This window comes from Halalkalibacter alkalisediminis (assembly GCF_028610705.1).
GTDB lineage: Bacteria > Bacillota > Bacilli > Bacillales > Bacillaceae_D > Halalkalibacter > Halalkalibacter alkalisediminis.
The window spans coordinates 97,389-109,746 of the sequence record NZ_JAQQWT010000012.1 but is presented as its reverse complement, the minus strand read 5'-3'; the positions used below and the strand labels follow the sequence as shown (position 1 = coordinate 109,746).

Below are 12,358 nucleotides of genomic sequence, written 5' to 3'. Positions count from 1 at the left end.
GAAGTGGCTGGCCTTCCTGCTGGTGTACTTAATGTTATCCAAACCGATGTCGAGGAAATCGGTGATGATATGCTGAATAATCCAAACTATCAATTGGTCAGTTTCACTGGATCGACTGCAGTTGGGCGCCATATTGGTGAAATCGCAGGTCGCAACTTAAAGCGTGTAGCGCTTGAGCTAGGTGGAAATAGCCCGTTTATCGTGCTATCTGATGCGGATGTCGACAGAGCAGTTGACGCGGCTATTTTCGGCAAATTTATTCATCAAGGACAAATCTGTATGATCATTAATCGAATCATTGTTCATGAAGATAAGCATGATGAATTTGTTCAAAAATTTGTGGAAAAAGCCAAAGTACTTCCTTATGGAGATACGAGTGATCCGAAAACCGTCATCGGACCATTAGTTAATGCAAAACAAATGGAGAAGGCCTTGAACTATATCGAACAGGCAAAGTGTGAAGGGGCAACGGTTGCGTTGGAAGGAGAACGAATTGGGAATGTGCTGACACCATTTGTCCTAACGAATGTTGATAACAAAAGCGAGATTGCACAAAGTGAGTTATTCGCACCAATTGCGACGATTATCAAAGCAAAGAGCGATGAAGAAGCGATTGAACTAGCCAATGATACACCACATGGGCTAAGTTCTGCGATCTTTACGAGTGACCTTGAGCGCGGAGAAGAGCTAGCTTTGCAAATTGATTCAGGAATGACACATATTAACGACCAAACCGTTAATGATGCTCCTCATATCCCGTTTGGAGGCAATAAAGCGAGTGGATTAGGACGATTTGGAAACCCGTGGGTGGTAGAAGAATTTACGACAACAAAGTGGGTATCGGTGCAGACGAAGTATCGTCAGTTTGCTTTTTAATTAAAAGAGGGGGGTGCCTCAAAAGGTCATAACAGGCCTTTTGGGTCACCCCTTCAATGTTCTTAAAGGTAAAAATCGGTTCTTTATGAATGCTTTCTTTATGCTCTTAGTTTGTCAGGTTCTACGTGCAAGACATATTGATCTCTACCAGCATAAAATCCGAAAACTCCAAGAGCGATAGAAAGACCAATAAATATGAGAAAAGCTGGTGACCAGGATTGAAAGAGATCAAAGAAAAGACCGATAATAAGAGGTCCTGTGGCTGCTAGTAGATAGCCTGCAGATTGGGCCATACCAGATAGATTAGAAGCGTCATGTCCATTTTGCGTTCGTAATCCAAACAAACTTAAAGACAAGCTAATTCCTGCTCCTTGCGCAACACCTAAAAATATCATGCAAATGGTAATAAGTCCAAGCGATCCCCCTATATAAATCCCTAGAAACCCAGTCAAATAAAATAAAGAAATAGCTATAGCAATACTCCTTTGATTGGAGAGTCGACCTGCTAAAATCGGTATAAAAAGGGTAGCAGGGAGACCGGCAATTTGAGTTAGAGTTAGAAGCCATCCAGCTGTCGGTAGGTCGACTCCGCGACTCACGAGAATTTCTGGCATCCAAGCAATGATGCAATAAAATGCACAAGATTGTAAACCCATGAAAAGCGTGACTTGCCAAGCGACTGTAGACGACCAAATGGAATTTCTCTTATATGTAGGGAATGAACCTGTTTTCTTTTGGTTTCGCAATTGTGGAAGCCAAGCAAGAACCGCGAGTGAGGCTAAAATAGCCCAAATTAAAAGAGATCTTTCCCAACCGAGGTTGGCTCCTTTGGCTAAAGGGATACTAACCCCAGAAGCAAGTGCGGCCATCGTCGACATGGAAGTCGTATAAATGCCTGTCATCAATCCCATTCTTTCAGGGAATTTATCTTTAACAATGCCTGGAATTAAAACATTACAAATGGCAATACCTAACCCTAACAGAGCCGTTCCAAGAAATAATGCATACACGAAACCAGTCGAACGAAAAAGGATGCCTATCGTAAGAATTATGAGCGCAATGAAGACCGTTGTTTCGTTTCCCCATTTCCGTCCAATTCTTGGTGTGATCGTTGAAAATAGACCAAACGCGAGCAACGGTAGTGTAGTCAATAATCCGATCCAGCTGTTAGTGAGGTTGGTATCTGTTCGAATATCTCCAATTAAAGGTCCGATAGCTGTAATGGATGACCGTAAATTAAAAGCCACGAACACAATTCCAATGAGGAAGAGAAGGCTCTTATAAGAAAGAAGAGACTCTTTATTCATGTACACCTCTTTCTGAGTGAAATAGCTCTATAGTAGATTTTCTTTCATATATTTTACATGTTATATAAAGGATTGCAATGGCATGATTAGCTATAAAAGAACAAGATTAAAAATGTAAGAGGTTATTAGACTTTTTTGTAATGCTGCTTGCAGCTGCTTTAACTAGTTTAACAAATCGATCGACCTTTAATGGAGTCATTCGTGTGGTTGGCCCCGCTATACTTACAGATGCAATTACGTTGCCTTCCGTATTCCAAATAGGCGCAGCGATAGAAGTCACCCCTTTATGCAACTCTTCTTGGCTAATCGCAAAACCTTGTTTTTGAATGCTTTCTAAACGGCTTATAAAATCTGGGGGTGATGTGATCGTTTTAGTTGTATAAAGTGGTAGACCTTGCTTGATTACCTCGTTGATCTGCTTTTGTGATTGAAAAGCAAGTATCACTTGTCCGGAACTAGTACAGTGGATCGGGTTTTCTTTTCCAGCGTGTGAGAGTAAATGTACAGGATGCTTACTATCAATTTTATATAAGTAAACGACTTTATTCCCTTTTAATACCGAAACATGAGCAGTTTCTCCTGTTTTCTTCGTAAGTTCTTCTAAGATCGGTTCAGATACTTGGTATAATTCATACTTTGACAAAAACGTGGTCCCCATTGATAAGATGGATGATGCGGGACGGTACGTTTTTAAAATCGGTTCTTTTACAAGGAAGCCAGTATGAGTCAATGTACTCGATAAGCGGTGAGCGGTGCTCTGGGCAATTTGTAACCTTTCCGCTATTTCACTTAACGTTAATTCTGGTTCATCAATGGAAAATAAGTTTAACAGACGTAGTGCGTTTCTCATTGAAGAATAGGATTCTGTGTTTATAGAAGGATACCTCATGGCAATCTCCCTTTCTTGTAAGAGTTAAAGATTAATGAAGCCGAGGTTTTCTGAGATCTCCTGACCTGCAGTAGTGACCGATTTAATGTACTTCGGAAAATGATTGTCGTTCATTCTCTGTCTAGGTCCAACGATACTCACAGATGCAATGACTTCCCCTGTATAATCTTTAATTGGCGCCGCTATGCTAACAATCTCTTCATGCATTTCGTTCACACAGATGGAAAAACCTTGTAGACGAATCTCTTTAAGTTCTTGTATGAGCTGATTCCGGTCCGTGATACTGTTAGGTCCACATTTTGGAAGTCCATTGTCTAGTATTTTGTGGATCACGTCCATACGCTGAAAGGCTAATAGAATCTTTCCTGAACTCGTGCAGGTTGCTGGGTTATTCTTCCCAATATAGGACATTAGCTGAATAGGGTGTTTACAATCAATCTTATGTAGGTAAATGACACTTGAATCTTCCAAAACAGAAATGTGGGCCGTCTCATCGACGTCTGACACTAGTTTTTGTAAAGAAGGTTTTGCTTCACGAAAGATCTCCATGTGAGACGTAATGACCCCACTTAAACGAAGAACGGAAAGGCCAATTTGATAGTACCTTCCTGATTTTTCCAAGAAACCTTCTGATACTAATTCTTTAACAAGACGACTTACGGTACTTTTATTTAAGGATAGAGCTTTTGAAATTTCTGAGATTCCCCATATTGGCTTTTCCTTTGAGAACAAACGTAAAATACTAAGCCCACTATAAACGGATTTCATGATTCCCTCGATCGTCATCAAATAAAAACTCCTTAAAATAGTTAGTTGTTTCATATGAAAGAAACGCAACCTTTTATTCTGAACATTCTTATAATAACATTTTAATTGAAGTTAGTTAGCGTTTACAACAAAATTGCAGGATAAGAAAGGGGCTTTTAAATGAAAACTCAAGTCGGAATTATTGGGGCAGGTCCAGCCGGACTTATGCTTTCACATCTATTACATTTAGAAGGTATTGAATCTGTTATTTTTGAAAACCGCACGAGAGAGGAGATCGAGGGGACGATTCGTGCAGGGGTTCTTGAACAAGGAACAGTTGATCTTTTAAATGTAACTGGAGTAGGAGAACGTATGATGCGTGAAGGCCATCTCCATCACGGAATTGAACTCCAATTTAATGGAATCAGACACCGCGTTAATATGCATGAATTGACAGAAGGAAAGAGTATTATGGTCTATCCACAGCATGAAGTAATTAAGGATTTAGTTGCTGCACGCCTAGAAGCCGGTGCTGAGATTTACTTTAGTGTAAGTGATGTGAGCCTACATGATGTGGATAGCGATTCGCCAAAAATTCGTTTTAAACATGATGGAGGAGAGCAGGAGTTAACATGTGATTTTATTGCGGGATGTGACGGCTTCCATGGACCAAGTCGTAAAATGATTCCTGAATCCATACGAGAAGAAAAACAACAAATCTATCCTTTTGGTTGGTTAGGGATATTGGCTGAAACCCCTATTGCAAATCCTGAATTGATTTATTCCAATCATGACAGAGGATTTGCTTTAATTAGTACAAGAACACCGGAAATCCAGCGTCACTACATTCAAGTTGACCCAAATGATGATATTAACAATTGGTCTGACGATCGAATTTGGACAGAGCTAAAAGCAAGAGTTGAAACAGATGGTTGGAAGTTACCGGATGGCCCCATTATTCAAAAGAACATCGTATCGATGCGGAGCTTTGTTTGTGAACCGATGCAGTATGGTCGTCTCTTTATTGCAGGGGATGCCGCTCACATCGTTCCACCAACCGGGGCAAAGGGATTGAATTTAGCGATGTCTGATGTTCAGGTATTAAAACGAGGCATTGTAACTTTTTATGAAACAGGAAGCCAAGACATGTTAAGTCGTTACTCAGAAATTGCATTAAGGCGTATTTGGAAAGCTCAACGTTTCTCATGGTGGATGACGACGATGCTTCATCGCAACTTTAATCATAGCTCCTTTGAAAGAAGTATTCAGCTTAGTGAATTAGAGTATGTAACGTCATCTCGAGCCGCTTTAACGAGTTTGTCTGAAAACTATATTGGATTGCCATTAGAATGGGAAAGTCCTAAGTCATTACTAGTTTAATGTAGGACGTTACTAGAAATGAAAGGGCTACCATAAAAGTGGTAGCCCTAATTTTATATAAGTAATAAAGAATCTGCACCCTTTGCGTAATTTTTAGCAGGAGGCCATGAACATAAATCAAATGGAAAGTCAGATCCAGGTACAATCCGATCCTCGCCAACCGTTTTAGCTAAGTACTCTAATGTATTTGTATTCCATAAGACACTGTCATACCAAAAATCTTTTAAATACTCAATCGGCTCTTTAGTTAAGGCGTTGGAGACTAAAGGCCACTGCTCGTATCCTTTGTTCATGCGACCGATTTGATAAGGTAAAAAGCCTCCACCATGAGCTAATAAAATCCTTGCATCACTGTATGTATCTAGCATGCCACTAAGTAATAGATCGGTAGCTGATACAGTCGTTTCCCAAGGAACGCCAATCAAATTCGGCATCATGCGCTGCTTCAGGCGAGGGTCTTCGCATAATAAAGGATGAATAAAGATAATGGCTTTTTGTCTATTCGCTTCTTCCCAAAAAGGGGTAAAAAGAGGGTCTGAGAGCAGCTTGCCATTTAGACCTGGTCCAATAATGGCCCCTTTAAGCCCAGCGTTCATGGCCTCTATTAAATCACGAGCGGCTAAAGCAGGATCGTTAAGAGAAACTGTTCCTAATGCAGATAAGCAATCGATATTGGAGTGGCACCACTTAGCTAGAGACTGATTATAAACCGTTGCTAGTTCACTTGTAATCTCTGAAGAGAACTCATATAAAAATAGCTGTGGGATTGGGGAAACAATGGCATGCGCTACGCCAATTTTTTCTTTTTCATCTAGATATAATTGAGCATCTGTAAATTCTTTTTTTAGTTCAAAAGCCCATTTATCGTTGATTGATAGAAAAGGCTCTTTTTGGGGGTTATTTTGAACCCATTTAGCGTTTACAGTTTTCTTGTTGTCCTTAATCCAGGTTAAAACGTCTTCAGGAATAAAATGAGTATGAAAATCATGCATTATTAACAGCTCCTTTTATTTTAAAAATGATTTTGTCTATAGCCTAATCTTTCAGAGATTTGCTTGCCTGCTTCAATGACTTTCTTAATATTTGGAGGGATTGTTCGGTCATTTAGTCGTTGGATAGGTCCAATAATATTAACCGATGCGATCACTTGTCCTGTGTAATCTCTAACAGGAGATGCGATCGAGACAACACCTTCAAAGATTTCTTCAATGCTAAGTGCGTAGCCATTTGTTCGAACTTCTTCAAGTGCTTTCATTAATTTTTTTGGATCGGTAATGGTATTTTTTGTGAAGCGTTCTAGTCCTTTTTCAATCGTCTGATTAACATAGTGTTCGTCATTAAAGGCAAGCATGACTTTCCCAGAACTGGTGGCATAAGAAGGATTTCTTTTGCCGATGTGAGTAAATGCTCGAACATGATGTTTACTTTCGACTTTATGTAAGTAAATGACATCAAGTCCATCGAGAATGGCCAAATGCGATGTTTCACCGGTCTTTTCAACTAAATCATGTAGAATCGGCATCGCTTCTTTATGAATCTCAAAGTTAGATGTACAGACACTTGCCAGAGATAGAATAGACAAACCTAAGCGGTAACGTTGATTGTCAGGGTTTTTTTCAACAAAACCTTCACTAGCTAATGTGGACATTAGCCGTGAGACGGTACTTTTTCCTAAGTCTAGATCTTTTGCTAAATCAGTAATCTTTAACTCCGATTCTTCCATTGAAAATCTGCGTAAAATGCGAAGAGCATTTTTAACCGAAGATAGCGTGTAATCTTTCTTTTCCGTCACCAATTTGAATACCTCCCTTTTGTTCCGTATAGAGGAACATTGTTCTTTTATTGAATTTGAATTTACTATATCATACTAATTAAGAAAAAAGAATAATCAAAAAATTATTTAAAAAAGTTTTAGTTTGTTGCTCATAGAAGAACTTTGGTGTTTTATGAGGTACGAATATTGAGTATTCTAAACGTAACAAAAGATTGCTACTACAAATTTTTATAAATGGAGGAATTAAACATGAAAACGATTACTACAGCAACAGGCATTGATTGTAGACATTTTATTAACGGACAGTATATGGATTCTATAAACAACAAAACATTCGTAAATACGAATCCAGCCAATGAAGAAGTTCTTGGTACAGTTGCTGAGGGTGGAGAAGAAGAAATCAATCTTGCCGTAACAGCCGCAAGAAGAGCTCTTAACGGGCGTTGGAAAACAATGCCGCTAACAGAACGTTCAAAAGTTCTTCGCAAAATCGGTGATTTAATTTTAGAAAGAAAAGATGAGCTTGCTCGCCTCGAATCACTAGATACAGGAAAACCAATTTGGCTATCAAGTACGATTGATATTCCAAGAGCTGCATATAACTTCCACTTCTTCGCTGATTATATGACTACAATGGGAACAGAAGCTTATCAGCATGATGATGTAGCGATTAATTATGCGGTGCGTAAACCAGTTGGGGTTGTAGGCTTAATCAATCCTTGGAATCTGCCAATGCTTTTACTAACTTGGAAGCTTGCTCCTTGTTTAGCCGCAGGAAATACTGCTGTAATGAAACCAGCAGAGTGGACACCAATGACGGCAACTGTATTAGCTGAAATTTGTAAGGAAGCGGGAGTTCCTGATGGTGTTGTTAACGTCGTTCATGGATTTGGACCAAATTCAGCGGGGGCTGCTCTTACTGAACATCCAGATGTCGATGCGATCACATTTACCGGTGAAACTTCTACAGGTACGGCAATCATGAAAGCAGCAGCTAATTCATTGAAGAAACTCTCATACGAGTTAGGTGGAAAGAATCCAAATATTATATTTGCAGATTCTGACCTAGATGAAGTGTTAGAAACAACTATCAAGTCAAGCTTCATTAATCAAGGGGAAGTTTGCTTATGTGGATCTAGAATTTATGTTGAACGTCCTGCTTACGATGAATTTGTTGAGAAGTTTGTCGCAAAAACAAAAGAACTAGTTGTGGGAGATCCATTTAAAGAAGGAACTAATATCGGGGCAATGATCGGGAAGGAACATTATGATCGAGTTCTAGGCTATATAGATTTAGCAAGAGAAGAAGGTGGAACGATTCGCACAGGGGGCGGTCGTCCAGAAGGATTTGAAAAAGGCTATTACATTGAACCAACGATTATTACAGACCTTGATCGCAACGCACGCTGTGTCCGTGAAGAAATCTTTGGACCTGTCGTTACCGTCATTCCATTTGATTTAGAAGATGAAGTTATTGCACAAGTTAATGACTCTCATTACGGGCTAAGTGCTTCGATTTGGACGAATGATCTTCGTCGTGCTCATCGTGTGGCTAATGAAGTAGAAGCAGGTATTATTTGGGTTAACACATGGTTCTTAAGAGACTTACGTACACCATTTGGCGGATTGAAACAAAGCGGTATCGGACGTGAAGGCGGTATGCATAGCTTTGAATTCTATAGCGAATTAAAAAATATTTGCATTAAGCTTTAAGGGAGGCCAAACAAATGAGTACAGAACTTTTTGCTAATCAGCTCTTACAAGCTGAACAAGACCGAATGGGGACGGTTGCTTTAACCGAACAGGATTCCACATTAACGACACAAGACGCTTACAAGGTTCAACTCGAAATCATTAAGCAAAAATTAGCGCAAGGTCAATCGATTGTCGGCAAGAAGATCGGTTTAACTTCGCTAGCGATGCAAAAATTGTTAGGAGTAGATGAACCAGACTACGGCCATTTATTAGATGGAATGGTCGTAGAAAATGGAAGTGAACTTTCGTTTGATCGTGTCATGCAACCAAAGGTAGAGGCGGAAGTCGCCTTTGTCTTGAAAAAAGATCTTAAAGGGCCGAACGTAACCCCACTAGATGTTATTCAAGCAACAGATTATGTTCTTCCTTCTTTAGAAATTGTCGATAGCCGTGTGAAGGATTGGAAAATCAAGTTACAAGATACGATTGCAGACAATGCTTCTAGCAGCCATTATGTCCTAGGCGGTAAGCCTGTTCGCTTAGATCAAGTGGACCTAGCTCTAGCTGGTATGGTTCTTACGAAAAACGGAGAAATCATCAATACAGGCGTAGGAGCTGCCGCATTAGGAAATCCAATTAATTGTGTAGCGTGGCTTGCTAATAAATTAAGTGAATTTGACATTACGTTAAAAGCAGGAGAAGTGATACTCTCAGGTGCATTGTCGGCTGCTGTTGAGGCAAATCCTGGTGATGTCTTCACAGCAAAAATTGCCCATTTAGGTGAGGTATCTGTACGTTTTTCTTCATAATTAAAGGTGGGAAAGGTGATTTACATGGGAAAAATTAAAGTAGCGATAATCGGAACTGGAAATATCGGTACAGATTTAATGTTGAAAATAGAAAGATCATCCACGCTGAAATTAACAGCACTCATTGGAATTGATCCTGAATCTGATGGTGTGACCAGAGCGAAGGAGCGAGGATATCAGACTTTTACTAATGGACTAGAAGAGTTTTTAGCAACAGAAAGCAATTTAGCAGATATTTTCTTTGATGCTACCTCGGCAAAAGCACATGTAAGGCACGCAAAATTATTAAAAGAAGCAGATAAACAAGTGCTAGATTTAACACCAGCTGCAAGAGGACCGTTTGTCGTACCTCCAGTTAATTTAGGCTCTCATTTAGATGTGCCTAACGTCAACTTGATTACATGTGGAGGTCAGGCGACAATTCCAATGGTGCATGCTGTAAATCGTGTGTGTCCAGTCGAATACGCAGAAATTGTGGCCACCATCTCTAGTGAAAGTGCCGGGCCAGGTACAAGGGCAAACATCGATGAATTTACGCAAACGACCAAAAGAGGGATTGAGGAAATTGGCGGAGCAAAAGTAGGGAAAGCGATTATTATATTAAACCCAGCTGAGCCACCAATTTTGATGAGAGACACCGTTTATGCTGTTGTGGAACCAGGAAAAATGGATGAAGCGGCGATTACACAATCGATAAAAGAAATGGCCGAGAAAGTTCAATCGTATGTACCTGGTTATCGGTTACGAACAGAGCCGATTTATGATGGCAATCGTGTAACGATTTTCTTAGAAGTAGAAGGAGCAGGTGATTATTTACCTTCTTATTCTGGGAATTTGGATATCATGACGGCTGCAGCTGTGAAAGTCGCAGAAGAACTTGCAAAAAATAAACTGAATTCAGCCATTTTATAAAATTTGCCTACTGACAGAAAGGAATGTTTTGGATGACCGATAATCGAGATATCATCATTACTGAAGTTGCCTTGCGAGACGGTAGTCATGCGATTAGACATCAGTATACGGTTGAACAAGTAACAGAAATTGCTCGTGGTTTAAACGATGCAGGAGTACCGTACATGGAAGTAGCTCATGGAGATGGATTGGGAGGGTCTTCACAGCAATACGGAGTGTCACTCACAGATGAGATGAAATTAATTGAAGCTGCTGTGTCTGTTTGCGATCAATCAAAGGTAGCCGTTCTGTTAATCCCTGGTATTGGGACGAAGCAGGATTTAAAACAAGCAGCTGCACTCGGAGCAAAAATGGCTAGAGTGGCGACACATGTAACCGAAGCCGATGTGGCTCCGCAACATATTCATCTAGCAAAAGAGCTTGGAATGGAAACGGTTGGTTTCTTAATGATGTCGCACATGGCTCCAGTAAATAAGCTTGTTGAACAAGCGAAATTAATGGAGAGCTATGGAACGGATACCGTATATGTAGTGGATTCAGCTGGTGCCTTACTCCCAAATCAAGTACGAGAGAGAATTAGAGCACTTCGTCAAAGTTTAACTATTAACATTGGCTTCCATGCTCATAATAACTTGTCACTAGCGATGGCGAATACCCTTGTTGCAGTGGAAGAAGGTGCTACGAGAATCGATGGAAGTGTTCGTTGTTTAGGAGCAGGAGCAGGAAATACACAAACAGAAGTATTGGTTGCTGTGTTAGAAAGAATGGGGTTAAACAGTGGTGTTGATCTATATAAAATGATGGATTTAGCTGAAAATATTGTTGCTCCCATTTTACCGCAGCCTCAGGAGATTACAAGAGATAGTCTAGTGATGGGTTATGCAGGAGTATACTCTAGCTTTTTACTGCATGCACAAAGAGCAGCAAAACAATTTAAACTGGACCCTCGAGATATTTTAATTGAGTTAGGGAAAAGAAAAGTTGTAGGTGGTCAGGAAGATATGATTATCGACGTTGCTGCTGAAATTGCAAATAACCAACATAGTCTGAAAATATGATAGGGGGAAAATGAAGTGAGTATGACGAATAAAGAATTAGCTAAATTTTTATTAGATGCAGAGTTACAAAGAAAAGAAGTTGTGAAAATCACATCAGATAAGGTTCCTAACTTAACGGTAGAAGAAGCCTATACGATTCAAGAAGAGATAGTAAACTTAAAGCTAGAGCAAGGTCACTCGATTGTCGGACCTAAAATGGGCTTAACAAGTCGAGCTAAAATGAAACAGATGAATGTCGAAGAAGCAATTTATGGATACATTTTTGACAACATGGTTGTTCAAGAAGGGTCTGAAATTTCGTTAGCTGACTTTATTCATCCTAAAGTTGAAGCTGAAATCGCTTTTATCCTAGGAAAAGACATTGAAGGACCGGGTATTTCAGGTGCCCAAGTCTTAGCGGCGACAGATTATGTGTGTTCAGCCCTTGAGATTATTGATAGTCGCTATGAAAATTTCAACTTCACTCTTCCTGATGTCATTGCTGATAATGCTTCGTCTTCTAAAGTAGTCTTTGGCAACAAAATTCGTAGACCAGAAGACCTTGATTTAGATCTAGTTGGAACAGTGCTATCCATCAATGGTGAAATCAAAGACCTCGGCGCCGGTGCAGCAGTACTCGGACACCCAGCCAATTCAGTAGCCATGCTAGCGAATATGCTTCATCGCAAAGGTGAGAAACTAAAAGCAGGTCAAGTCATCCTAACAGGCGGCATTACAGGAGCCGTCCACTTATCATACGGAGACCACGTAACAGCCAAACTAGACGGCCTAGGCGAAGTAACCTTCTCAGTAGGAGAATAAGAGAACGTAGAAAAAGGTCGGTTTTTACCTTTTTCTACGTTCTCGAAGCATTGAGCGGAACCGCTGCAATGTTTTAAGCCTTATGAGCGATCTTCTCATAAGGCGCGCAG

General features: G+C 40.1%; 12 protein-coding genes. 7 read left to right on the top strand and 5 right to left on the bottom strand.

Annotated features, from left to right (window positions below; genetic code table 11):
- Positions 1-876: aldehyde dehydrogenase family protein (locus PQ474_RS16145; RefSeq protein WP_273845337.1), on the top strand; the 876-nt coding region annotated here is incomplete at its 5' end.
- A gap of 98 nt (positions 877-974) precedes the next feature.
- On the opposite strand, the gene PQ474_RS16140 is transcribed toward PQ474_RS16145, so the two are convergent.
- The 3 genes from PQ474_RS16140 to PQ474_RS16130 form a co-directional block, all read right to left on the bottom strand.
- On the bottom strand, positions 975-2,183 hold the full coding sequence (locus tag PQ474_RS16140; RefSeq protein ID WP_273845335.1) for a CynX/NimT family MFS transporter: 1,209 nt from the start codon (positions 2,181-2,183) through the stop codon (positions 975-977).
- 106 nt (positions 2,184-2,289) lie between these two features.
- On the bottom strand, positions 2,290-3,072 hold the full coding sequence (locus PQ474_RS16135; RefSeq protein WP_273845333.1) for an IclR family transcriptional regulator: 783 nt from the start codon (positions 3,070-3,072) through the stop codon (positions 2,290-2,292).
- Positions 3,073-3,096: 24 nt separating this feature from the next.
- Complete coding sequence (locus tag PQ474_RS16130) at positions 3,097-3,858, bottom strand: IclR family transcriptional regulator (protein WP_273845331.1); 762 nt, start codon at positions 3,856-3,858, stop codon at positions 3,097-3,099.
- Between the two features lie 141 nt (positions 3,859-3,999).
- Between PQ474_RS16130 and pobA the strand changes: the two genes are divergently transcribed.
- Positions 4,000-5,199 (top strand): 4-hydroxybenzoate 3-monooxygenase, encoded by a 1,200-nt coding sequence (gene pobA, locus PQ474_RS16125; protein ID WP_273845329.1) that lies wholly within the window; start codon positions 4,000-4,002, stop codon positions 5,197-5,199.
- 53 nt (positions 5,200-5,252) lie between these two features.
- Here the strand turns inward: pobA and PQ474_RS16120 are convergent, their stop codons facing one another.
- Positions 5,253-6,191: an amidohydrolase family protein gene (locus tag PQ474_RS16120; RefSeq protein ID WP_273845327.1), complete on the bottom strand. Its 939-nt coding sequence runs from the start codon at positions 6,189-6,191 to the stop codon at positions 5,253-5,255.
- Positions 6,192-6,211: 20 nt separating this feature from the next.
- Entirely contained in the window at positions 6,212-6,994 is a 783-nt protein-coding gene (locus PQ474_RS16115; RefSeq protein WP_273845325.1) for an IclR family transcriptional regulator, read from the bottom strand.
- Between the two features lie 228 nt (positions 6,995-7,222).
- Between PQ474_RS16115 and PQ474_RS16110 the strand changes: the two genes are divergently transcribed.
- From PQ474_RS16110 to PQ474_RS16090, 5 genes are read left to right on the top strand one after another with little or no spacing between them, the layout of a single operon-like run.
- Positions 7,223-8,686, top strand: coding sequence for an aldehyde dehydrogenase (locus tag PQ474_RS16110; RefSeq protein ID WP_273845323.1), 1,464 nt, complete (start codon positions 7,223-7,225; stop codon positions 8,684-8,686).
- Between the two features lie 14 nt (positions 8,687-8,700).
- The gene (locus PQ474_RS16105; protein ID WP_273845321.1) at positions 8,701-9,477 is read left to right on the top strand and encodes a 2-keto-4-pentenoate hydratase; all 777 of its coding nucleotides are present in this window, start codon (positions 8,701-8,703) and stop codon (positions 9,475-9,477) included.
- Between the two features lie 24 nt (positions 9,478-9,501).
- Positions 9,502-10,389: an acetaldehyde dehydrogenase (acetylating) gene (locus tag PQ474_RS16100; RefSeq protein ID WP_273845319.1), complete on the top strand. Its 888-nt coding sequence runs from the start codon at positions 9,502-9,504 to the stop codon at positions 10,387-10,389.
- A gap of 32 nt (positions 10,390-10,421) precedes the next feature.
- Complete coding sequence (gene dmpG / locus PQ474_RS16095) at positions 10,422-11,447, top strand: 4-hydroxy-2-oxovalerate aldolase (protein ID WP_273845317.1); 1,026 nt, start codon at positions 10,422-10,424, stop codon at positions 11,445-11,447.
- A 21-nt stretch (positions 11,448-11,468) separates the two neighbouring features.
- A complete protein-coding gene (locus tag PQ474_RS16090; protein ID WP_273845349.1) occupies positions 11,469-12,248 on the top strand; it encodes a 2-keto-4-pentenoate hydratase in 780 nt (259 codons plus the stop codon).
- The last annotated feature ends 110 nt before the right edge of the window (positions 12,249-12,358 follow it).